The sequence below is a fragment of the Pigmentiphaga humi genome, assembly GCF_900606115.1.
GTDB classification, from domain to species: domain Bacteria; phylum Pseudomonadota; class Gammaproteobacteria; order Burkholderiales; family Burkholderiaceae_B; genus Pigmentiphaga; species Pigmentiphaga humi.
Genome location: NZ_UWPJ01000023.1, coordinates 54767 through 76914 on the forward strand (window position 1 = coordinate 54767; position 22148 = coordinate 76914).

The following is a 22148-nucleotide window of genomic DNA, read 5'->3' on the forward strand; positions in this document are numbered from 1 at the left end:
GGAGACCACGCCGTGAATGAGAGTGCAAGGCTTTCCCCGCAGGGCAGGGTGGCGCTGCCCGTCGGTTTCATCGTCGTGCTCGGGCTGCTGGCCGGCCTGCCGCCCCTGACCATAGACATCAGCCTGCCCGGCCTTCCCGCCATCGGCGCGGAGCTGGGCGCTTCCGCGGTACAGATGCAGGCGACGCTGGGCGCGTTCATGCTGACGTTCGGTTTCGGCCAGTTGATCTGGGGCCCCTTGTCCGACCGCCATGGACGCCTGGGCGTCATCCTGCTGGGGCTGGCGGTGTACGTGGCGGCGGCCATCGCATGCATGCTCGCGCAGAGCGGGGCGGCGCTGATCGGCTGGCGCGCGGTGCAGGGTTTCGGCGCGTCGGCGGCCTCGGTGGCGGGCATCGCGCTGGTCCGCGACGTCTTTCCCCAGCCGCAGCAGCGGGCCACGATCCAATCTTTCATTACCGCGGTGCTGAGTGTCGCGCCCATCGTGGCGCCGCTGATCGGCGCCTTCGTCATCCATGCAGCGGGATGGCGAGGCCTGTTCGCGGTACTGGCCGGTGTGGCGGTGCTGCTGGCCGTCACCGTGTCGATACGGCTGCGGGCCGGCGAGCTGCGGGCGCTGCGGAGCAGGCAGCCTGCCGCGCCGGCGGCGCGGGAACACGAGTCCGGCGCCGCGGCCGGGACACCCGGCTATCGCGGCTTTCTTGCCCTGCCTCGCGCACTCGCGTTGTTGTGCGCGCTGGGCCTGGTGTTCTGCGGCATGTTCGTATTCATCAGCGGTTCGCCTTTCGTGCTGATCGACGGCATGGGCGTGTCCCGCGGCGGCTATGCGATCGCCTTCGCGCTGGCGTCGGTGGCGGTGCTCGCAGGGTCGCTGTCGACCGCGCGGCTGTCGCATCGCGGCGTGCCGCCCCGGCGGGTGCTGATGGCGGGCGCGCGCGGCGCGGCCTGCGCCGGGCTGGCTGCGCTGGCGGTCGGCTTCGCGCTGCGCGGCGCGCAGGGACAGGGATGGGAAGTGGCCTTGTTCGTGGCGGCGATGGGCGCGAGTCTTTTCTTCGGCGGCTTCATCATGCCGACCATCTATACGCTGGGCCTGCAGGACGCCGGCGCGATGGCGGGCGTGGGCGCGGCGATGCTCGGCGCGTCGCAGATGCTCGGAGGCGCGTTGGGCAGCACGGCGGTCGGGATGCTGCCGATCGAGCCGGTCGTCGCGGTGGGCGGACTTGCCGCGTTGTGCGGCGTGGCGATGTGGGCGGTTGCGCGGGCGGCATTCAGGCATGGATCGGCGGGATGACGAAGGCTTCGAGGCGGCCGATGATTTTTTCGGCCGCTTCGTCATGGCACGCAGCGTGGTGCCGAAGTGGAAAATTCCATCGTTGGCGCTTTTTTGCAGTCAAAGGGTTGACTTTGTCATGGGCGCAATTAACACTTTGGGCCTCGACTTTTAGAGATTGATATGGTTAAGAAAACGCAATCCGTTAAGGCTGCTGCCAAACCGGCAGCCAAGAAGCCGGCCGCCAAGGTCGCCAAGAAAGCTGCTCCGGCCAAGTCCGCTGGATCGAACGTGCTGGCGAAGCTCGAAGCCGCCGCCGTGCGTCTGGGCGAGGCCGCCAAGAAGGCGCTGGATCGTTCGGAGAAGGCCCGCAAGGATGCCGCTCAGCGCGTGAGCCTTTACGAGAAGGCCGTCAAGGCCGCCGTGAAGGAAGCCAAGGCTGTCGTGGCCGCAGGCGACAAGCAGCCTGCTGCCAAGAAAGCCAAGGCCGCCACGAAGGCTGCCGCTCCGGCCAAGAAGGCGGCTGCCAAGCCCGCCGCCAAGGCTGCCAAGCCGGTGAAGCCCGCTGCGAAGCCGGCCGTCAAGCCCGCTGCGAAGAAGCCTGCCGCCAAGCGCGTGGCCAAGAAGGCCGCCGCTCCGGCTGCCGCGCCCGCCGCTGTCGAACCGCAAGCCGCCGCTTCGGCGCCTGCCGCCGTCTGACAGACTGCCCGCTGAAAAAAATGCCGCCCGATGTGGGCGGCATTTTTTTTGCCTTGGAGCGGTCCGCGTGTCGATATGCGCGGGGACCTATACTGCGGTTTTTCGCCATACGTGGATGTGGGCCGTGAAGTTTTTCGTCGACCGGGATTTGTCGTGGGGCGCGCTGGGTGGCGCGCTGGGGTTGATGTTCCTCGTGTCCAGCGCATTGCGCGGACCATTGCCGGAAGGGCCGTTCAGCGAACGTGTCCCGGTACTGTCCCAGTACGCCGGCGCCTTCATCGCTGCCGCGCTGATGGGCGCATGCATCGTGCTGGGCCTGTGGGGCGTGCATCGCCTGCGCTCCCGGCGCTACGAAACTCCGCGGCGCGATTTGGCCATCGCCGTCCTGTTGATGACCATCGTGACTTTCCGTCCCGTGCAGGCCATGACGCCGGACGCCATGCCCGGCGCAGGCCGCGTGCCGCCTGCGGCGGTTCAGGCGCCGTAGGCGGCGCGCCCCCGGCGCAAGTAGGGCGCCAGCGCGAACAGATCGACGTTGCCGCCGGACAGGATGACGCCCACGCGCTTGCCGGGAGCGTCCAGTTTGCCGGAGAGCAGGGCGGCAATGCCCAGCACGCCGGTCGGCTCGACGACGATCTTCATGCGCTCCATCAGCAGGAACATTGCGCGCAGCAGATCATCGTCGTTCACCGTGAGCATGTCGTGCACGTGCGCGAGGATCAGCGGAAAGGTGTGTTTGCCTGCAGACTGCGTGCGCGCGCCGTCGGCGATGGTGTCGGGATTGTCCACCGATTGGAGGCTGCCGCTGCGGAACGAGCGGGTGACGTCGTCGCCGGCGGCCGGTTCCACGCCGATGACGCGTATGCCGGGCGCGCAGCCGGCGGCGGCGATTGCCGAGCCCGACAGCAGGCCGCCCCCGCCGCAGGGAACCAGCAGGTAGTCGAGCGGACCGGTTTCGCGCAGCAGTTCCAGCGCCGCCGTGCCCTGGCCGGCGATCACGTCCGGGTGGTCGAACGGCGGGATGGTGGTCAGGCCGTCGCGGCTGGCCAGTTCGGCCGCGATGTCCTCGCGCTTCTGCGTGGCGCGGTCGTAGGTGACGATGCGCGCGCCGTAGCCGCGCGTGGCGTCGAGCTTGACCTCGGGAGCGTCGGCGGGCATGACGATGGTGGCCGGGATGCCGAGCAGGCTGCCGGCCAGCGCGACCGCTTGCGCATGGTTGCCCGACGAATACGCGACCACGCCGCGCCGGCGCGCCGCGTCCGGCAGTTGCGCCAGCGCGTTGTAGGCGCCGCGGAATTTGAAGGCGCCCATGCGCTGGAAGTTCTCGCACTTGAAAAAGACGCGCGCGCCGGTGCGTGCATCGATAGTGCGCGAGCTCAGCACCGGCGTGCGGCGGGCCTGGCCGGCGAGACGTGCGGCGGCGGTTTCGATGGCCTGGAACGTGACGGACATAAGAGGATTCCGGTGGGGGTGGCTGGCGGGCTATGGCCCAAGCATATACGACGCCGCGGCCTGCGTCGGCGCGATGCGCCCCGGCCGCTCGACCATACGTTATCAGGGCTATCCCTGATTTGACTCGGTTTGCGGGGACAGTCAGAATCGCGGCTGACATATCAACCGTATGTCCCTCCAAAGGGGAGTAGTTCGAGAGCCTTCCGGCTCTTTCGCACTGTCGTCAATACGTGGAAGCCTGCTTCCTCCGGTAGTGCGGATCACCGCCCGGTGATCGAACAAGACCTTTGCAGCCTGGCAGCAGACTGCATGGGTGCTTCCCGCTTCCCGGCCGTTCCCGTTGCCAGCAGAGGTCGACAACCTTCTCTGGAGATCCATTCATGGAATGGCTTACGGCTTTCGCCGCGGAAATATTCACGACCCAGTTCCTCTTCGCCCTGGCCTCCATCGTCGTCATCGACATCGTCCTGGCCGGGGACAACGCCATCGTCATCGCGCTCGCCGCGCGCAACCTGCCGCCCGCGCTGCAGAAAAAGGCCATCATCTGGGGGACGGTGGGCGCCATCGTCGTGCGCACGCTGATGACTCTGGCCGTGGTCTGGCTGCTCAAGGTGCCCGGCCTGATGCTGGTCGGCGGCCTGGCGCTGTTGTGGATCGCCTACCGCCTGCTGACGTCCGACGAGGACGAACACGGCAACGGCTCGGCCAACACCAGTTTCGTGGCGGCCATCAAGACCATCGTCATCGCCGATGCGGTCATGGGCGTGGACAATGTGCTCGCCGTGGCCGGCGCCGCCCATGGCAGTTTCCTGCTGGTGGTGCTGGGCCTGCTGATCAGCGTGCCCATCATGGTCTGGGGCAGCCGCCTGATCCTGCGCCTGATGGAGCGCTATCCCGCGATCATCTACATCGGCGCGGGCGTGCTGGTCGTGACCGCGGTCAAGATGGTGACCGGCGAGCCCCTGGTCAAGCCGTGGTTCCAGGCGCACGCCTGGGTGGCGTGGATGCTCTACGCGGCCGCGCTGTTCGGCGTGCTGGGCGGCAGCCGCATGGTCGTGGGCAGCCGCGCCAAGGCGCGGGAGCTCGAGTCCAGCGCCGCCTGAGCGCGGTTTCCGGCGGGCCGGACCGGTCCCGCCGGCGGCCCCAGGGTGGCCCGCCGCGGGAAAACCCGCCAGTTCGGTGTTCCGCGCAAGCGCTGGCCGGGTTACCCTTGCGGCTCCCGAAACCATGCGGGGTGCCAGGATCGATGGCCGGCCCATGCCGGCCATCGTTTTGCGCACCTCAAGCAAGCACGCTGTCTGCATGACGAACGCCGCACTGACCACAGCTCTCCCGCCGACGATCCGGCACTGCCGCGACCTGGCCCTGCGCACCGCGCTGGTACTGGCCACCACCGTCCTCCTGATGGCCGACGACTGGGTGCAGCAGTGGTTCACGCCTGCCAACCAGGCCGATTTCGAGCTGAACTACTTCGTCGCGCTGCTGGCGTTCAACCTGGGGCTGTGGCTGTGCGGCAGCCGCGTGTTCGTATCGCTCGTGCTGTTGCTGCTGGGCGGCATGCAATTGGTCCAGCTGGGCCATATTTCGTACGCGGGGCGTCCGCTCGATCCGATCGCCCTGGCCAGCCTGTTCGCCGAGTTCCACGACGTCGAGCAGGTCGCGCATGCGGATTTCGCCGACCACTTCCATGTGCTGATAGCCGTGGCCATCCCTTACCTGGCCGCATGGTGCCTCTTCATGGCCCATATGCGCCGGGACGTGCGGCGCTGGCAGCGCGCCCTGGGCGTGATGCTGGTGGCCGCCGGGCTGCTGTCCAAGCCCTATCGCGCCTCCTACCGGGACCTGAACGCTTTCCTGCCCGGCCCGACGCGCAGCGGCCTGCACAACTCGCTCAATACTTTCAGTTTCTATCTCGTGCACAACGTGCTGCACGGCGGCGTGCAGAAGATTCCCACGGTGGACGTGCCCGCGCCCGTGGTCACGCCGTTTCCGTCGGACGCCCGGCACGTCTGGCTGTTCGTGGCCGATTCGCTGCGCGCCGGGCACCTGGGCGTCCTGGACTACGGGCGCGACACCACGCCGCGCCTGGCGCGGCGCATGGAGCAGGGACTGGTGGCCAGGCATGGCGTGGCGGCGGCCGTTTCCACCGCTGCCAGCATGCCGCTGATTCTCAATGCCGTGCGCGAGCCCGGCCAGTTGTCGCAGATACGCGGCAACGCCACCAATCTCTTCAGGCTGGCCAAGGAGGCGGGCTTCACGACCTACTGGATTTCCTCGCAGGAATCCAAGCTGCTCAATGACGTCGGCAGCCGCTACGTCGACGTCTCGGTCACCCGCGAGGATGAGCCCGAGCGCTTCCTGCGCGAGGGCGACGACGCCGTGCTGTCGCTAATGCGCGAGCAGGCCTGGCCGGACAAGACTTTCGTGGTGGTCTTGCTGCGCTCGGTCCATGCTCCCTACGAAGCCAATTATGCGCACGCGCGCCAGCATTTCGCGCGCTGGCCCGACGGGCGCGAATTGCCGCGCGCCGAGCGCATGCGCAACGCCTACGACAACGCCGTGCTCTATCTGGATACGCTGCTGGACCGCATGATGGGGGAGTTCGACCGCTTGTCCGGCCCACGCCACCTGGTCGTCACCGGCGACCATGGCCAGTTGCTCGGCAGCAACGGGCTGTGGGGGCACAACGTGCTCGAACCCGAGGTGGCCGACGTGCCCGTGCTCGCCTGGAGCCGCGACGCCGGCGCCGCGGCGCCGGCCTGGCCCTCCGGCGAGCGCTGGGTAAGCCACTATGAAATGGGACGCTGGCTGGCCAGGCAACTGGGCAGCGACATCCGTTCCCTCGCCGCCATCGAGGGCGTGCACTACCTGCAGGGCAAGAACCTGTACGGGGCCAATACCTTCCGCGAAGTGCACGAAGGCGTGGGCCTGGAATTCTCCGAGGTGCTGCCCGTAGGCCATGGACTGCCGGTGCGTCCGTACGATCCGGCCCGCCCGGTCGCCGCGCGCTGAGCCGGATTCAGGGAACCTCCATGGCTGGCGTCCAAGATACTTCCTCCGCCTTCGAACTGATCACCGGCCGCAACGCGCTGCGCTCGCTGGCACTGGGCGGCGGCGTGGCGCTGCACGCCATCAACGTCTACGTGGTCACCACCATCATGCCCAGCGTGGTGCGCAGCATAGGCGGGCTGTCGTATTACGCGTGGAGTACGACGCTGTTCGTGGTGGCGTCGATACTCGGGTCGGCCGCGTCCTATCGGCTGATCGAGCGGATGGGGCCGCGGCGCGCCTATCTGGCCGGCCTGGCGCTGTTCTGCGCGGGATCGGTAGGATGCGCCAGCGCGCCGGCCATGGCCTGGCTGCTGGCGGGGAGGACGGTGCAGGGGCTGGGCGGCGGGGTGCTGCTGGCCCTGTCCTACGCGCTGATCAGGATGGTTTACGAGCCGCGCCTGTGGGCGCGGGCGCTGGCTTTCGTGTCGGCCATGTGGGGCGTGGCCACCTTGTCCGGCCCGGCGCTGGGCGGCTGGTTCGCCAGCATGGGATGGTGGCGGCCGGCTTTCCTGTCGCTGCTGCCGCTGGCCGCCGTGCTCGCCTGGCTGGTCGGGCGCCTGGTGCCCGCGGGCGCGCCGGCCTCGGCTTCGGGCGGCCGCATCCCTTGGGGCAAGCTCCTGCTGCTGGCCGGTTCGGTGCTGGCGATCTCGGTGGGCGGGCTCTCGCACGAGCTGTGGTGGAACGGCGCGGGCGTGGCGGCGGGACTGGCGCTCGCCTGGGCCATGGCGCGCCTGGACCGGGACGCCTCGGCGCCGCTGCTGCCCGCCGGCGCCTATTCGGCGCGCGCGGTGCTGGGCGCCAATTACCTGACCATGGCGCTGCTGGTCATCGGACTCACCAGCGAGATCTACGTGCCGTATTTCCTGCAGGTGCTGCACGCGTATGCGCCGCTGGCTGCCGGCTACCTGACCGCGGTCATGGCGGGGGGCTGGACGCTTGCCGCGCTGATGTATGCGGGGCGCACCGGGGCTTCGGCGGCGCGGCTGGTGCGCGGCGGGCCCATCGTGACGGCGGTGGCGCTGGCGGCCCTGGCCGTGCTGGTTCCGTACACCGGCGGCAAGGGCTGGCCCGCGGCGGCCGCGCTGGTCCTGGCGCTGACGGGCGTGGGCTTCGGCATAGGCATGTGCTGGTCGCACATGGTGACGCGGGTGTTCCGCTCGGCCCCGGCGGGGCAGGAAAACCTCGCCTCGGGCTCGGTGACGACCGTGCAGCTCTATGCGATCGCCCTGGGCGCGGCGATCGCGGGCATGGTGGCCAATGCGGCCGGCCTGGCCGAGCCGGGCGGCGTCGAAGGCGCCCGTTCGGCCGCGGTGTGGTTGTTCGGCAGCTTCGCGCTGATACCCGCCGTGGCGGTGTGGAGCGCGCGCGCCGCGGCGCGCTAGGCCCGGCCAGGAGCGCTCAGTCGCGCTTTTCGCCGCCCAGGGCCTGGAGCACGTCGTCGATGAGCTTGGCCAGTTCGCCGGACATCAGCGCGAAGTCGGCATCGAAGCGCTCGGCATCGTCCCGCGCCAGCGCGTCGGCGTTTTCCTTGAGCACGTCCAGCGGCGCGATGCGCTTGATGGCGAGCGACTCGGACAGCACGAACGAGACGCGGTCGGCCCAGGTCATGGCCAGGCGCGTACACTGCTTGCCCGACTCGATGTGGCGCCGTACGTCGTCGGCGTCCACCGACTGGCGCACGTAGCGCACGGTGGCCCGGCCTTCGCCGGTCGAGCGCAGTTCGGTGTCCTGGTCGATGGTGAAATTGGCGGGCGCCTCCCCGCCGGCCAGCCAGTCCGTCATCGCCGCCGCAGGCGACATCTGCACGTGCAGGTTGGCCAGCGGGAACTTGTCGATGGCGCGGTTGAGCAATTGCAGCATTTCGTCGCAGCGCGCCGAAGACGAGGCATCCACGCAGAACCAGCCGTTGCGCGTGTCGATCCAGGCGCGGGTGTCGCGCAGGATGCTGAAGGCGCGCGGCAGCAGGGTTTCGCGGACGTTCTCCTTGATCTCCTTCATCTGCTTGCGGCCGGGCTTGTAGCCCTGCTGCTCTTCGATTTCCTGCGCCTTGGCCTTGGCGACCTGGTTGATCACCGTGGTGGGCAGGAGCTTCTTCTCGGTGCGCAGCGTGATCAGCAACTGGCCGCCCACGCCGTGCGCCAGCATGTCGCCGTTTTCCAGCGGCGGCGCCCAGCCCTGGGTCTGCAACTCAAGGCTGGAGCCCGGCGCGAAGGCCTGTGGCCGCAGCAGCTCGTCGAGCTGCTCGGGCGTCATGGGCCAGGGGGCGGGAAGGCGATAGATCTGTAGATTCTTGAACCACATGGCAGGCCGGCAAAAGGGTCGATTCTATACGACGATGCCGGCCGGCCTGCTCAACCCAGGTCGAGCGAATCGTCCTTCTTGGATTCGCGCTCGACGTCGGGCGACAACTGCCAGAATATCCACGCCGATGCCGCGGTCAGCAGGCCGATGCAGATGAAGGTGCCGTGGAAGGCCGCCAGCGTGTCGGAGGCGCTGTCGTGGTCGACCAGGTGGCTGAAGGCCGCCAGGATGCCGCCGGCCACCGTGACGCTCAGGCTCATTGCCAGCATCTGCATCATCGACAGGATGCTGTTGCCGCTGCTGGCGCCGTGCTGGCCGAGGTCTTTCAGGGTCAGCGTGTTCATGGCCGTGAACTGCAGCGAGTTGACCGCCCCGAAGAAAGCCATCAGCAGGGCCTGCGCCCAGACCGGATGGGTGGCGTCGATCAGCGCGAAGCTGGCGATGGTCAGGCCCACCAGCACGGTGTTGACCACCAGCACCCGCCGGTAGCCATAGTGCGTGATCAGCGCGGTCGCCAGGCGCTTGCTCAGCATGCCGGCGGCCGCCACCGGCAGCATCATCATGCCCGAATGGGTGGGTGAATAGCCCAGGCTGACCTGCAGCAGCAGCGGCAGCAGAAAGGGCATGCCGCTGCTGCCCAGCCGTGCGAACAGGTTGCCGAGCAGGCCGATGGTGAACGTGTGGATGCGGAACAGGGTGGGCGAGAACAGCGGCGCCGGATGCCGGGCGGCGCGCAGCCAGTAGCTGACGACGGCGATGATGCCGAACACCAGCAGGAGCACGGCGGGCGCATGGCCCATGCCGCGCCCCGACATGCCGTCCAGCGCCAGGGAAATGGCCGCCATGCCGAAGGCGAGCAGGCCGTAGCCGACGCCGTCGAAAGGCTGGCGCTGGTCGTCGTGCTTGTCGGGCATGTAGCGGTGGGTGGCGTAGGCGCCGATCGCGCCGACCGGTATGTTGATCAGGAAGACCCAGTGCCAGGACAGTGTTTCGGCCAGCCAGCCGCCCAGCACCGGGCCGATCATGGGACCGATCATGGCCGGAATGGCGACGAAGCTCAGCGCCGGCAGCAGCCGTTCCTGCGGGAAGGTGCGCAGGATCGCCAGGCGGCCGACCGGCATCAGCATGGCGCCGCCCGCTCCCTGGATCACGCGCGAGGCGACGAGCTGGTCGAGGTTCTGCGAGACGGCGCACAGGATCGAACCGATGGTGAACAGCACGATGGCCGAGAAATAGACCTTGCGCGTGCCGAAGCGGTCGGCCATCCAGCCCGAGGCCGGGATCAGCACCGCCATGGTCAGCGCATAGGCGATCACCACGGACTGCATGCGCAGCGGGCTTTCCCCCAGCGTCGCCGCCATCGCCGGCAGGGCCGTGTTGACGATGGTGGTATCCAGCGTCTGCATGAACAGGCCCGTGGCGACCAGCCAGAGGGTGAAGGAGAGCGATTTGGCTGAATCCACGGCGGGGCGGCAGAAGGAAAGAGGCCCTAGGATAGCTTGATTCCCCGCGTGGGCTTGGGTAAGTTTTCTTTTGCCGCCACCATGCATCGGGCATGGCGGTTGCTGCCGGTGAGGCGACTCAATCAGGAGATGGAAATGACGGAACACGTATACAAGCAGATCGAACTGGTCGGTTCGTCAGCCCAGTCCAGCGACGACGCCATCCGCAACGCGGTCGAGCGGGCCGGCATGACCATGCGCCACCTGGCCTGGTTCGAGGTCACCCAACTGCGCGGCCACATCGAAGAGGGCAAGATCGCGCATTGGCAGGTATGCCTGAAGGTAGGCCTGCGGCTCGAGGACGCGGATTCGTAGCGGCCGGAATCCGTACTGCTCCCGGCCGCGGCGGCTCGGGCCGGGGGCTGTCTCGTAATCGATTGTAATGGCTGCTTGGGCAGGCGTGTTGGTCGAATGGCTGAGAATTGTTATCATTACAGGCTGGACCAATCACTCGCGCCGGTACTCCGCGTACCGTCCTTATGGACAAACAGCCGGACCGTTTCCAGGAACAGAAACGACGATCTTTCTGGTTGAAGCATCTGCACCAGTGGCACTGGATCAGTTCGGCGATCTGCCTGGTGGCGATGCTGCTGTTCGCCGCCACCGGCATCACGCTCAACCACGCGGCCCAGATCGAGGCCAAGCCCAGCGTCGTCGCCAGGGAAGGCGTCCTGCCGGAGCCGCTGGCGCGCGCGCTGGCCGGGAACCGAGGCGGGGACAAGGCGCCGCTGCCGCCTGAGCTGCGCGCCTGGCTGGGCAGCGAGCTGGCAGTCGCGGTCGACGAGCGCGACGCGGAATGGTCGCCCGACGAAATCTACGTGTCCTTGCCGCGCCCGGGGGGGGATGCCTGGGTGAGCATCGAATTGCCGGACGGCGCCGTGCGCTATGAAAGCACCGACCGCGGCTGGATTTCCTATTTCAACGACCTGCACAAGGGACGCAACACCGGCGAGGCCTGGAAATGGTTCCTGGACATCTTCGCCGTAGCCTGTCTGGTGTTTTGCGTGACGGGCTTTTTCCTGCTGCACATCCATGCGCGCAACCGGCCCGTCACTTGGCCGATGGTGGCGCTGGGCGTCGCCGTCCCGCTGTTCCTGGCTATCGTTTTCATCCATTGAAGAGGTTGTTATGCGCACGTTGATCCCGGTGGCCGTCACCGGACTGCTGGTCGGGCAGGCACAGGCCGCCGACATGGCCGTCAAGATCGAGATTCCGCGCCTGAACGTGGCCGAATACCATCGGCCCTACGTGGCCGTGTGGATCGAAGGCCCGGACCAGAAAGTCGCCGCCAACCTGGCGGTCTGGTACGACATGAAGCTCAAGAACGACGAAGGCCAGAAGTGGCTCAAGGACTTGCGCCAATGGTGGCGGCGCAGCGGCCGCGAATTGACCATGCCCGTCGACGGCGTGAGCGGCGCGACGCGTCCGGTCGGCGAGCACCAGATCGCCTTCAGCGAAGGCAAGGCCCCGTTGGGCAAGCTGGCTGCAGGCAAGTACGAGCTGGTGGTGGAAGCCGCCCGCGAAGTGGGAGGCCGCGAATTGCTGCGCATCCCTTTCCAGTGGCCGCCCAAGGCCGGCGACAAAGCCGAAGCGCGCGGCGAGCATGAGCTGGGCCGCGTCGCCGTCGAACTCAAACCGTGATTCCCGCCTGACCTCTTTCCGCTATCAAAGGAAAACGAATATGAAGAAAACGCTGAAATTGGCCGCTCTCGCGCTGGCGTGCACGCTGCCCCTGGCCGCCCAGGCGCACCGCATGTGGATGCTGCCTTCGGCCACCGTGCTGTCGGGCGCGGATCCGTGGGTCACGGTGGATGGCGCCGTTTCCAACGACTTGTTCTATTTCGAACACTTCCCGCTGCAACTGGGCGGCCTGGTCGTGACCGCGCCGGACGGCAAGCCCGCCAAGGCCGAGAACCAGTCCACCGGCCGCTACCGCAGCACCTTCGACGTGCACCTGACGCAGACCGGCACCTACAAGCTGGCGGTGGTCAACGCCGGCCTGTTCGCCTCGTACAAGGAAGGCGGCAAGCCCAAGCGCTGGCGCGGCACCCCCGAGAAATTCGCCGCGGAAGTGCCGGCCGACGCGCAGGACCTGCGCGTGACCGAATCCGCCGGCCGCGTGGAAACCTTCGTCACCGTCGGCAAGCCGACCGACACCGTGCTCAAGACCACCGGCAAGGGCATGGAACTGGCGCCCATCACCCATCCGAACGACTTGTTCGCCAAGGAGCCGGCCAGCTTCCGCCTGCTGCTCGACGGCAAGCCCGCGGCCGGCATCGAAGTCTCCATCGTGCCGGGCGGCATCCGCTATCGCGACCAGCTGCAGGAAATCACCACCAAGACCGACGCCGACGGCAAGTTCTCGGTAACCTGGCCCGCGCCCGGCATGTACTGGATGGAAGCGGAAACCAAGGACAACAAGACTTCGCTGCCCCAGGCCAAGGAACGCCGCGCCAGCTACGTCGTCACCTTCGAAGTGCTGCCCCAGTAGCGGGCAGGCGCTTTCCCGGGCCGTTCTCCTCCATCCCCGCGCCCGCAGGCGCGGGGATTCGTTCGTTCATGACGCGTATCCTCGTTCCCCTCGCGCTTTCTCCCGACGCCATCCGCGAACATGCGCCGCATGCGCGCGTGCTCGCCATGGGCGGCGCGACCATGGGGACGTCCTGGTCGGTCCGGTTCGTCGACGACGGCGGCTTGCCGGCTGATCTCGAAGCCCGGGCGCAGGCCGAACTGGATCGGGTCATCTCCCAGATGAGTACCTGGCTGGAAAGCTCCGACCTGAGCCGCTTCAACGCGGCGCCGGCGGGAAGCTGGCACGCGCTGCCGCCGGAGCTGTACACCGTCATGGAACAGGCGCTGGCGGTGGCGCGGGACAGCGGCGGCGCCTACGATCCCACCGTGGGGCCGCTGGTCAACCTGTGGGGCTTCGGGCCGGAGGGCGAGCACGGCCGCCCCGATGCGCAGGCCGTGGCGCGCGTGCGCGGCCGCGTCGGCTGGCAGCGGATCGAGCTCGACGCGGCCGGCCGCCGCGCCCGTCAGCCCGGCGGCGCCTACGTGGACTTGTCCGGCATCGCCAAGGGCTATGCGGTCGATGCGGTGGCGCGCTGCCTGCGGCGCGCCGGCGTGCCCGCCTATCTGGTCGAGATCGGCGGCGAACTGGTGGGCCATGGCGTCAAGCCGGGCATGGAGCCCTGGTGGGTGGAGCTCGAACGGCCTGCCCACGAGCATGGGGTGCGCCAGGCCGTCCCCACGCGGGTCGCGCTGCACGGGCTGGCCGTGGCCACCTCGGGCGACTACCGGCGCTATGCGTCGGACGGCCAGGGGATATACAGCCACACCATCGATCCGCGCAGCGGCGCGCCGATCGCCAACGGACTGGCCTCGGTGACCGTTCTGCATCCCGAATGCATGGCGGCCGATGCGCTGGCGACTGCGCTTACCGTACTGGGGCTAGACGAAGGCCTGCCCTGGGCGCAGCGGCGCGGCCTGGCCGCCCTGTTCGTCGCGCGTACCGCGGACGGTTTCCTGGAAACGATGACGCCGAATTTCGCGGCAATGATGCAATGACGAATCGTTCCCGCGCGGCATGCGCCCGCGCCGCCGGCCTGGCGGCGGCTATCCTGTTGGCGGCCATGATCGCCGCGGCGGCCATGCCTGGCGCTTTCCCGGCGCAGCGTGAAGCGGCCGGGGCGCTGGTGGTGGCGTGCTATGGCGTGTTCTGCCTGTGGATTTATCTGCGGCGCTTGCGCGCGGATGGGCAGGTGGCGCCCACTATACCGGGCGCCCTGCTGGTGGCCTATGCCAGCCAGACCGGATTCGCCGAGCAGCTCGCGCGCCGCAGCGCGCAGGCGCTCGAGGCGGCCGGCCTGCCGGTGCGGCTGGCCAGTCTGGGCGAGCTCGGCGGCACGGCCCTGCAGGGCTTTCGCCAGGCCTTGTTCGTGGTCAGCACCACGGGCGAGGGCGATGCGCCCGATCCGGTCGCGGCCTTCGCGCGCAAGACTCTGGCCGCCGACCTGCCGCTGGCCGGGCTGGAGTACGGCGTGCTGGCGCTGGGCGACAGCAGCTATCGCCAGTACTGCGCGTTCGGCCTGGCGCTGGCCAACTGGCTGCACCGGCAAGGCGCGGCGCCGCTGTTCGACACCGTGCTGGTGGACGACGGCGACGAAGACGCGCTGCGCCGCTGGCAGCATTATCTGCAGGTGCTGGGAGCCAGCGCCGAGATGGAGGATTGGGCCGCGCCGGACTACCGCAGCTGGACGCTGGCCGGACGGCGCTGCCTGAACGAAGGCAGCCCGGGCGAGCTGGCCTATTGGCTGGCGCTCGAGCCCGAAGCCGCGGGCGCCTGCGAATGGGAGGCCGGCGACATCGTCGAGATCGGGCCGCGCAACGATCCCGTCGCTGTCGATGCCTTGCTGGCCGGCCTGGGCCTGGACGCCGGCGCCGACGCCGGCGGGCAGACGCTGCGCGAGGCGCTGGCGGCGCGTTCGCTGCCGCACGACCCCGCCTCGGCGGCGGCATTGCGCGGCCTGGCGCCGGCCGCCTTGGCCGAGGCGCTGCCCATTATTCCGCACCGCGAATACTCGATCGCATCGCTGCCCGCCGACGGCCGCATCGAATTGCTGGTACGCCAGATGCGCTATCCCGACGGGCGGCTGGGTCTGGGGTCGGGCTGGCTGACGCGTCATGCTGCGCCGGGGGCGGGCATCGCCGTGCGGATCCGCAGCAACGGCGGCTTCCATCCGCCCCCCGTGCACCGGCCGCTCATCCTGATCGGCAACGGCACCGGCATGGCGGGGCTGCGCGCCCACCTGAAGGCCCGCGCCGCGGCCGGCGCCGGCCGCAACTGGCTGCTGTTCGGCGAGCGCACCCCCGAACACGATTATTTCTTCCGCGAAGAGATCGAAGCGTGGCGCGGCGGCGGCATGCTGGCGCGCGTGGACCTGGCTTTCTCGCGCGCGCCGGGCTGGCCGCGCTACGTGCAGGACTGCCTGCCGGGCGCCGAGCAGGACTTGCGCGAATGGATGGACCAAGGCGCGGCCATCTACGTGTGCGGCAGCCTGCAAGGCATGGCGGCCGGCGTGGCCGCCGAACTGGAACGGATATTCGGCAGGGAGCGCCTGGATGCGCTTGCGCAAGAAGGCAGGTACCGCCGGGACGTCTATTGAGCCGCGTGGCCGCGCCGCTTCCCCCGACCGAGAAGACCGTTTTCTCCCAGGGCAGTCGTCCGTAATAACTTAAACTTATAAGGGCGCCATGAATTCGGGGATAGGGATGGATGCATTGAGCGAGCGCGACGTGCGCCGCAACGCACTGGTACTGAGCTGCGCGCAGGCGCTGGGGGGAGCCAATCCGGCCATCGTGATTTCCCTCGGCGGCCTGGTCGGACAGGCGCTGGCGACCGACAAGGCGTTGGCCACGCTGCCGGTCAGCCTCTACAACCTCGGCCTGGCGCTGGGCACCATTCCCGCGGCCATGCTCATGCGCCGCCTGGGGCGGCGCGCGGCCTACATCGTCGGTGCGCTGGTCGGCGCCGTTGCGGGCTGCTTGGCGGCATACAGTATTACCGGGAGCCTGTTCGCGCTGTTCTGCCTGGCCACCGCCATCGCCGGCGTGTACGGTTCGTGCGTGCAGAGCTACCGTTTCGGCGCGACTGACGGCGCCACGCCCGAATTCCGCGCCCGCGCGATTTCCTGGGTCATGGTGGGCGGCCTGGCGGGTTCGGTCATCGGGCCGCAGACCGTCATCTGGACGCGCGACGCCATTGCCGGCGTGCCTTTTGCCGGCAGTTTCTTCAGCCAGGCCGTGCTGGCGCTACTGGCGATTCCGGTGCTGCTCATGATGCGGGGCGCAGTGCGTCCGGCCGCCGAGCGCGGAGGCGGCCGGCCCCTGCGCGAGATCGTGCTGACGCAGCGCTTCGTGGTGGCCGTTGCAGCCGGGATCGTGTCGTTCGGCATGATGAGCTTCGTGATGACCGCCGCGCCCATCGCCATGGTGGCGTGCGGACATACGGTGGGCGAAGCGGCCCTGGGCATCCAGTGGCACGTCCTGGCCATGTTCGCGCCCAGCTTCTTCACCGGCCGCCTGATCGCGCGCTACGGCAAGGAGGTCGTGACCATCGTCGGCCTGCTGCTGATGGGTGTTTCCGGCGCGGTGGCCTTGTCCGGGCTGGGCGTGGCGCACTTCTGGGGATCGCTGGTGTTCCTCGGCGTGGGCTGGAATTTCGGCTTCATCGGCGCCACCGCGCTGGTCACCGACTGCTACCGGCCGGAGGAACGGACCCGGGTGCAGGCCGTCAACGATTTCCTGGTGTTCGGTTCGGTCGCGCTGGCCTCGTTTTCTTCGGGCAGGCTGCTCAATGCCGCCGGTTGGGAAACCATCAACTGGCTGCTCTACCCGGCCATCGCCATCGCCCTGCTGCCGCTGCTATGGCAGATGCGCGCCACCCCCCGGCCAGCGCAAGGCTGAGGCGCGCGGCGGAGCTCAATTCATCAGGCCGGAGCGGCCGAACATGCGGGCGGTCTCCACGGCCGACGGGCTGCCCAGCTGCGGATTGGCACCAGCGTCGAGCAGCGCCTGCACCACATCGTTGCTGCCTTTGAATACCGCACCCGCAAGCGGACTCTGGCCGCGGTCGTTGACCCGGTTGGGATCGGCGCCATGCGCCAGCAGCGCGCGCACCGTATCGACATGGCCGTGATAGGCGGCCAGCATGATCAGGCTGTCGCCTTTCTCATTGGTCAGATCGGCCGGCGCGCCGGCCTGCAAATAGGCGGTCAGCACCTCGGTATTGCCCTGGCGGGCGAGGTCGAACAACTTGGCGGCCAGGGCGAGCACGCCCTCGCTGGGCTGGTGGGGATCGGTCGGATTCATGGCAACGCTCGCTATGAAAACCCCGGGAAGCGGGGTAGATGTTACGGCCCGTGACGAGCGCTCGCTCGCCGCGCAGCGTGGCATGCATATTGCGTTTGCCTTCCGCGCGGGCCTCGATGCCCGCAAAAAAACTCGCCGGACGTGTACATCTTACCCATCACGGTAATTTTTTTCGGCGAGGATGTGTTTTCGTGTCCGCTCGCAGGCCTGCTCGAGCCCGCCGGCGCGGAAGACGGAAGTGCTGCTGTGAACACTTTGGAACCCCTTTTGATCCCTGCCCGGCGCATTGTGCGAGGGAAGGTCTTTGCCGGAGAACGATCTTGCTGCCCAGAGTCATGCTAGTAAGTTCAGAGGCCCTGCCGCTCGCCAAGACGGGTGGCCTGGCTGACGCGGTGAGCGGGCTGACGCGCGCCCTGCGCGATGCGAACGTGGACGCTACGGTGTTCATGCCCGCTTATGAAAGCGCGCTGGACGGCGTCTCGGACCTCAAGAAGGTTGCCGAACTGCCGGGGCTGATAGGAGGCGATGCGTCGGTATGGGCCGGCTGGGTGGCCGATACCGAGATTCCCGTCTTGTTGCTGCGCAATGACGCCATGTACGTGCGGGGCGGCAGCCTCTACCTGGACGCCGCGGGCCGGGAGTTCCACGACAACGGCGTGCGTTTCGCTGCGCTCGCCCAAGCGGCGATGCGCATCTCGGTGGGCGATACGCCGATCCGCGTTCCGCACGTCGTGCACGCCCAGGACTGGCACGCTGCGCTGACGCCGCTGTACCTGCATGCCGCCGGCGCCAGGCGGCCCAAGTCGGTCCTGACCATCCACAACCTGGCATTCCAGGGCAACTTCCCGATGGAGTTGGCGGACGCGCTCCACATTCCACAAGGCTACCGGGGCATGGGCGGCGTGGAGTTCTGGGGCCGTCTGAGTTTCATGAAGGCCGGCCTGATGTACGCCGACCGCATCACCACAGTCAGCAGCACGTATGCGCGCGAGATCCTGACGCCGCAGTTCGGCAACGGCCTCGAGGGCGTGCTGTCCCAGCGCGCGCACGACCTGCACGCCATTCCCAACGGCGTCGATACCGAAGTCTGGGATCCCGCAACCGACCCGTTCCTGCCCGAGCATTTTTCGGCGCTCGACATGCGCGGGAAGATCCGCAACAAGCTGGAAATGCAGCAGGCCTTCGGCCTGCCGACCGATCCCGAGTCGCCGCTGCTGGCGATGGGCAGCCGCCTGACCGCCCAGAAAATGGCCGACCTCGCCGTGCGCGTCCTGCCCATGCTGCTGGCGGACCATCCGCGCCTGCAGATCGCCGTGCTGGGATGCGGAGAGCCGGCCATCGAGGCGCAACTGCGCGTGCTGGCCGAGCAGTATCCGCGCAACGTGGGCGTGCATATCGGTTACGACGAGCGCCGCGCCCATTTGCTGCATGCCGGCGCCGACATGCTGCTGCACGGCAGCCGCTTCGAGCCCTTTGGCCTGACGCCGATCTATTCCATGCTGTACGGCACGATCCCGATCGCTTCGCGCGTGGGCGGGTTGGCCGATACCATCCGCGGAATGGCCGAAGAAGGCGGGGCGGACCTGGGACAGGCGACCGGCATCCTGTTCGACGGCGAGACGCCCGAAGCCATGCGCCGCGCGGTCGAGCGCGCGCTGGCCGAATTCGCGCAGCCGCAGCGCTGGACGGCGATGCAGAAGAACGGCATGACCACGCATTTCGGCTGGGAGGCCTCGGCGGCCCAATACGTCGAGCTGTACCGCACGCTTGCTCCCGTGGCGCCGGTGGGCGCGCCCATGGTCGCGCCCAGGATGGAGCCCACGCTGCCCACGACCCTGCACGAAGCGAGGAAGCTGGCCTGATGACGGAACGCGGCCCGCTAGCTCCCCGTATCTACCAGTTACGCGCCGCCGTGCTCGGGCCCGTGCTCGGGCCCGATGGAAAACTGGCGGAGACTTGGCTGGACGCGCTCGGGCGTGCCTCGCAACTGGGTTTCGGACACGTATTGGTCGAGGCTGCAGCCTTGGCGGAAATCGGCGCGGCGGTGCCCGCGCTCGCCGAGGCGGCGCGTGGCTGCCGCCTGGGGCTATACGTGGACTGCATGCTGGAGGGGCAGGCGCCGGCGCCCGATCCCGTTCGCGTGCTCGATCCGCGCAGCCTGAGCCTGGCGGAAACCGAGGCGGCGGCAAGCAGCGCCGCGCGAGCCTGGGCGGAATCCGCGGCGGCCTGGCATCGCCAGGGCGTCGACGGTTTCCTGCTGCGTGGATTGCAGGCAGTGCCGTTCGAGCGGCTGCGCGCCGGCGTGTCGGCATTGCGGCAGGGCGATACGGGGCCGGACCTGCTGGCCTGGACGCCCGGGGTCTCGCGGGAAACCGTGCGCGCCCTGCGCGGCCTGGGATGCGATTACGTATTTTCGTCGCTGGCCTGGTGGGATTTCCGGGATGCCTGGCTGCTCGAAGAATGGCGCGCGCTGGAGCAGGCGGGCGCGGTTCTGGCTTTTCCCGCCGACCCATACGGACAAGGGTCGGCTGGGGTCGGGGTGCCCGATGCCGCGATACGGGGCCGGGCGGCCCTGCGCGCGCTCTGGGCCGCGGCGGCATGCGGGGCGGGCTGGCTGGTTCCCATGGATTTCGAACGCCAGGGCCTGGACGGCCGGTCCGGACTCGAGCCGCTGGATCTGGGCGAAGCGATCCGGGCCGCCAACCGGTGGCTGGCCCGCCAGCCGGCCGGTCCGCTCGAGTTGCTGCCCCTGAGCGGCGGCTACGGCGAGGTGGCCGCGCTGCTCCGGTCGGCCGGGCAGGGGCGCGGCCGGCGCAACCACCTGCTGCTGCTCAACGCCAACCTGACGGCGGCGGCGCCGGTCGATTGGGCCGTGATCCAGTCGCGGCTGCCCGACGCCGCCGCGCAGCCCTCGCGCGCCCGGGCGTCGGCCGGCGGCGTGCCCGGCAGGCTGGAGGCCGGCGCCGTGGCCATCGTCGAACTGGGGTCCGGACGTCCGGTGCTCTCGGGACAGCCGCGGCGCAAGTCGCTGACGGCGGCGCTGGCGGCGCCGCGCGTGGCGATCGAATCGGTGGGTCCCGTCCTGGACGGCGGCCGGTTCGCGGTCAAGCGGACCCCCGGCGAGGCCTTGCGCGTGCAGGCCGACATCTTCATGGACGGCCACGACAAACTGGCCGCCTCCTTGTTGTGGCGCTCGGCCGATGAAGAATCGTGGAGCCGCGTGCCGATGGCGCCTGCCGGCAATGACCGCTGGGAAGGTGTCTGCCGGCCGCAGCGCGTGGGCATGGGGTATTACGCGGTACAGGCGTGGCGCGATACCTACGCCACCTTTACCGATGAATTGCGCAAGAAGAGCGGCGCCGGCCAGGACGTGGCGGTAGAACTCGAAGAGGTCCGCGCCTGGGTGGGCCGCGTCCTGGAAGGCGGCGGCACCCATGCCGATCCGCAGATTCGCGGCGATGCCCGCGAAGCGCTCGCGCAGTTGCCGGCGTTGCAGTCGGCCGGCCTGCTGGCGTGGCTGTTCTCGCCCGAGGCCGAGGTCTTGATGCGCGCGCTGGATCCGCGCGAGTTCTGCGCATGCTCGGCCGAGATGCCGGTGCGCGTGGAGCGCCGCAAAGCGCAGTTCTCCAGCTGGTACGAACTCTTTCCGCGGTCGCAGAGCGGCGATGCGCAGCGCCACGGTACGTTCGCGGACGTGATCGCGCGCCTGCCCGCGGTGCGCGCGATGGGATTCGACGTGCTGTATTTCCCGCCCATCCATCCCATCGGCCGCAAGAACCGCAAGGGCCGCAACAATAGTCTCGCCGCGGGCCCCGACGATCCGGGCAGTCCCTACGCGATAGGCTCGGAGGCGGGCGGCCATGACGCCATCCATCCCGAGCTGGGCACGCTGGAGGATTTCCGTGCGCTGGTGGAGGCGGCGGGGCGGCAGGGCCTGGAGATCGCGCTCGATTTCGCCATCCAGTGTTCGCCCGACCATCCCTGGCTGGCCGAGCATCCGGACTGGTTCGCCTGGCGCGCCGACGGCTCGCTGCGCTATGCCGAGAATCCTCCCAAGAAATACGAAGACATCGTCAACGTCGACTTCTACGCGCGCGGCCGCGATGCCGCGCCCGGCCTGTGGCTGGCGCTGCTCGACGTGGTGCTGTTCTGGGCCAGGGAGGGCGTGCGCATCTTCCGGGTGGACAATCCCCATACCAAGCCGCTGCCGTTCTGGGAATGGCTGATCGCGCAGGTGCATGCGCGCCATCCGGACGCGGTGTTCCTGTCGGAAGCCTTCACGCGGCCCAAGATGATGTATCGGCTCGCCAAGCTGGGATTCTCGCAGTCTTATACCTATTTCACCTGGCGCGAACACAAGCGGGAACTGACCGAGTACCTTGAGGAAATTTCCCGGCCGCCGGTCTCGGACCTGTTCCGGCCGAATTTCTTCGTCAACACGCCGGACATCAATCCGCGCTTTCTGCAGGTCTCGGGGCGCGCGGGCTTCTTGATCCGGGCCGCGCTGGCCGCCACGATGGCGGGGTCGTGGGGCGTGTACAGCGGTTTCGAGCTGTGCGAGGCCGCGCCGGTGCCGGGCAAGGAGGAATACCTCGATTCCGAGAAGTACGAGATCCGCGCCTGGGACTGGCAGCGGCCCGGCAACATCGTGGCCGAGGTGGCCGCGCTGAACGGCATCCGCCGCGACAATCCGGCGTTGCACATCCATACAGGCATCGATTTCCTCAACACGGATAATGACCAGGTGCTGGCCTACACCCGGTCGACGCCCGAGCACGACAACGTGGTCCTGGTGGTGGTGAGCCTGGATCCCCATGGCGGACAGGGGGCCCACGTCGAATTGCCGCTGTGGACGTTCGGCCTGCCCGACGACGGCAGCCTGCATGCCGAAGACCTGCTGCACGGCTACCGCTTCGACTGGCACGGCAAGATGCAATACGTATGGCTGGAGCCCCACGGTCCCTATGCGATATGGCGAATCGGCCGGAAGGGCTGATGGCAAGC

The 22148-nt window shown here is 68.6% G+C and carries 19 protein-coding genes; 15 read left to right on the plus strand and 4 right to left on the minus strand.

The genetic code is table 11. From position 1 onward, the window contains the following. Positions 1-12: 12 nt before the first annotated feature. The 3 genes from PIGHUM_RS14120 (at position 13) to PIGHUM_RS14130 (ending at position 2455) form a co-directional block, all read left to right on the plus strand. Positions 13-1290 (plus strand): Bcr/CflA family efflux MFS transporter, encoded by a 1278-nt coding sequence (locus PIGHUM_RS14120; protein WP_160142266.1) that lies wholly within the window; start codon positions 13-15, stop codon positions 1288-1290. Positions 1291-1452: 162 nt separating this feature from the next. Further along, the gene (locus tag PIGHUM_RS23905) at positions 1453-1968 is read left to right on the plus strand and encodes a histone (protein WP_160142267.1); all 516 of its coding nucleotides are present in this window, start codon (positions 1453-1455) and stop codon (positions 1966-1968) included. Between the two features lie 124 nt (positions 1969-2092). Next, positions 2093-2455 (plus strand): hypothetical protein, encoded by a 363-nt coding sequence (locus PIGHUM_RS14130; protein ID WP_124080209.1) that lies wholly within the window; start codon positions 2093-2095, stop codon positions 2453-2455. Here PIGHUM_RS14130 and PIGHUM_RS14135 read toward each other — a convergent pair. Beyond that, complete coding sequence (locus tag PIGHUM_RS14135) at positions 2443-3420, minus strand: threo-3-hydroxy-L-aspartate ammonia-lyase (protein WP_124080210.1); 978 nt, start codon at positions 3418-3420, stop codon at positions 2443-2445. The genes PIGHUM_RS14130 and PIGHUM_RS14135 overlap by 13 nt on opposite strands. Positions 3421-3800: 380 nt before the next feature. Between PIGHUM_RS14135 and PIGHUM_RS14140 the strand changes: the two genes are divergently transcribed. From PIGHUM_RS14140 to PIGHUM_RS14150, 3 genes are all read left to right on the plus strand, one after another. After that, complete coding sequence (locus PIGHUM_RS14140; protein WP_124080211.1) at positions 3801-4523, plus strand: TerC family protein; 723 nt, start codon at positions 3801-3803, stop codon at positions 4521-4523. A 199-nt stretch (positions 4524-4722) separates the two neighbouring features. Next, positions 4723-6432, plus strand: coding sequence for a sulfatase-like hydrolase/transferase (locus PIGHUM_RS14145; protein WP_160142268.1), 1710 nt, complete (start codon positions 4723-4725; stop codon positions 6430-6432). Between the two features lie 20 nt (positions 6433-6452). Continuing rightward, positions 6453-7853 (plus strand): MFS transporter, encoded by a 1401-nt coding sequence (locus PIGHUM_RS14150; protein WP_124080213.1) that lies wholly within the window; start codon positions 6453-6455, stop codon positions 7851-7853. Between the two features lie 16 nt (positions 7854-7869). Here the strand turns inward: PIGHUM_RS14150 and PIGHUM_RS14155 are convergent, their stop codons facing one another. Together PIGHUM_RS14155 and mdtD are read right to left on the minus strand one after the other, a co-directional pair. Then, positions 7870-8772 (minus strand): recombination-associated protein RdgC, encoded by a 903-nt coding sequence (locus PIGHUM_RS14155; RefSeq protein WP_124080214.1) that lies wholly within the window; start codon positions 8770-8772, stop codon positions 7870-7872. Between the two features lie 50 nt (positions 8773-8822). Beyond that, positions 8823-10235: a multidrug transporter subunit MdtD gene (gene mdtD, locus PIGHUM_RS14160; RefSeq protein ID WP_281279083.1), complete on the minus strand. Its 1413-nt coding sequence runs from the start codon at positions 10233-10235 to the stop codon at positions 8823-8825. A 135-nt stretch (positions 10236-10370) separates the two neighbouring features. On the opposite strand from mdtD, the gene PIGHUM_RS14165 reads away from it, so the two are divergent. The 7 genes from PIGHUM_RS14165 (at position 10371) to PIGHUM_RS14195 (ending at position 16739) form a co-directional block, all read left to right on the plus strand. Further along, entirely contained in the window at positions 10371-10589 is a 219-nt protein-coding gene (locus tag PIGHUM_RS14165) for a dodecin (protein ID WP_124080216.1), read from the plus strand. Between the two features lie 164 nt (positions 10590-10753). Beyond that, positions 10754-11392: a PepSY-associated TM helix domain-containing protein gene (locus PIGHUM_RS14170; RefSeq protein WP_124080217.1), complete on the plus strand. Its 639-nt coding sequence runs from the start codon at positions 10754-10756 to the stop codon at positions 11390-11392. A gap of 10 nt (positions 11393-11402) precedes the next feature. After that, entirely contained in the window at positions 11403-11915 is a 513-nt protein-coding gene (locus PIGHUM_RS14175) for a DUF2271 domain-containing protein (protein WP_124080218.1), read from the plus strand. Between the two features lie 40 nt (positions 11916-11955). Beyond that, positions 11956-12765 carry a DUF4198 domain-containing protein gene (locus tag PIGHUM_RS14180; protein ID WP_124080219.1) on the plus strand — a complete coding sequence of 270 codons (810 nt, stop codon included), beginning with the start codon at positions 11956-11958 and terminating at the stop codon, positions 12763-12765. 68 nt (positions 12766-12833) lie between these two features. After that, the gene (locus tag PIGHUM_RS14185; protein WP_124080220.1) at positions 12834-13841 is read left to right on the plus strand and encodes an FAD:protein FMN transferase; all 1008 of its coding nucleotides are present in this window, start codon (positions 12834-12836) and stop codon (positions 13839-13841) included. Then, on the plus strand, positions 13838-15439 hold the full coding sequence (locus tag PIGHUM_RS14190) for a sulfite reductase subunit alpha (protein WP_124080221.1): 1602 nt from the start codon (positions 13838-13840) through the stop codon (positions 15437-15439). Before PIGHUM_RS14185 ends, PIGHUM_RS14190 begins: the two co-directional genes overlap by 4 nt. 106 nt (positions 15440-15545) lie before the next feature. Then, the gene (locus PIGHUM_RS14195; RefSeq protein ID WP_124080222.1) at positions 15546-16739 is read left to right on the plus strand and encodes an MFS transporter; all 1194 of its coding nucleotides are present in this window, start codon (positions 15546-15548) and stop codon (positions 16737-16739) included. Between the two features lie 15 nt (positions 16740-16754). Here PIGHUM_RS14195 and PIGHUM_RS14200 read toward each other — a convergent pair whose 3' ends face one another. Then, entirely contained in the window at positions 16755-17144 is a 390-nt protein-coding gene (locus PIGHUM_RS14200) for an ankyrin repeat domain-containing protein (protein WP_124080223.1), read from the minus strand. Positions 17145-17479: 335 nt separating this feature from the next. On the opposite strand from PIGHUM_RS14200, the gene glgA reads away from it, so the two are divergent. Further along, on the plus strand, positions 17480-19006 hold the full coding sequence (gene glgA, locus PIGHUM_RS14205; RefSeq protein WP_160142269.1) for a glycogen synthase GlgA: 1527 nt from the start codon (positions 17480-17482) through the stop codon (positions 19004-19006). Next, entirely contained in the window at positions 19006-22140 is a 3135-nt protein-coding gene (locus PIGHUM_RS14210) for an alpha-1,4-glucan--maltose-1-phosphate maltosyltransferase (RefSeq protein WP_246013191.1), read from the plus strand. The genes glgA and PIGHUM_RS14210 overlap by 1 nt, the downstream gene beginning before the upstream one ends. Positions 22141-22148: the final 8 nt, after the last annotated feature.